At 65.1% G+C, this 859-nt stretch carries 1 protein-coding gene; it reads right to left on the minus strand.

All coding sequences use genetic code 11. From position 1 onward, the window contains the following. On the minus strand, positions 1–750 hold a 750-nt coding region (locus tag U4012_RS35580), incomplete at its 3' end, for a substrate-binding domain-containing protein (protein WP_321804556.1). Positions 751–859: the final 109 nt, after the last annotated feature.

Consider the following 859-nt stretch of genomic DNA (forward strand, 5'->3'; position numbering starts at 1 on the left):
TTCGATGTCGGGCGCGCCGTCGACCGACGTGATCACGATGTTCGGGCGGTTCAGTTGCTTCGCCGCGAGATCGCTGCCGATCGCCTGCGGGTCGTTGATCGTGAACACGCCGTCGAGCTTCGGAAAGCGCGTCAGGTAGCCCTGCATCGTGTTCATCCCGCCTTCGCGCGAGCCCTTGCCGTCCTGGTCGCTCGACAGCAGCTTGATGCCCGGGTTCTTCGCGAGCACGGTCTTGCAGCCGTTCACGCGATCGATCACGGCCGACACCTGCGGGCCGTTCTCGATGATCACGTTGCCCTTGCCGCTGAGTTTCTTCGCGAGGTAGTCGCACGCGAGCTCGCCGGCCTTCACGTTGTTGGTCTGCACGGTCGCGTTCGCGCCGGCGGCCGCGACGTCCACCGCGACGACCGTGATGCCCGCCGCCTGCGCCTTCTTCACCGCCGGCTCGATCGCCTTCGGATCGGTCGCGTTCAGCAGGATCATGTCGACGTGCGCGGAGATGAAGTTGTCGATCTGCGTGAACTGCTTGTTCAGGTCGTAGTCGGCCGAGACCGCGGTGACCTTCGCGTTCGGGTTGAGCTGTTTGGCACGCGCCTCGGCGCCTTTCACGATCGTGACGAAGTACGGGTTGCCGAGCGAGCCGACCGTGACGCCGATCGATTTCAGCGGCTTGTCGGCTGCATGGGCGGCGGCGGCGCCGAAGGCGAGCGCGCAGGCGACGGCGGTCAGGGCGGCTTTTTGCTTGAACATGTCGTTGTGTCTCCGGAAGGTCCGTTGGCAGATAGATGGGTGCAGGAGAACCTGCCTGCGCCCCGATGGTCGAGTGGTGAGGAATGCGAATCAGGTGCGGGCCGAGTCA

This window comes from Burkholderia sp. BCC1988 (assembly GCF_905339895.1).
Lineage (GTDB): Bacteria > Pseudomonadota > Gammaproteobacteria > Burkholderiales > Burkholderiaceae > Burkholderia.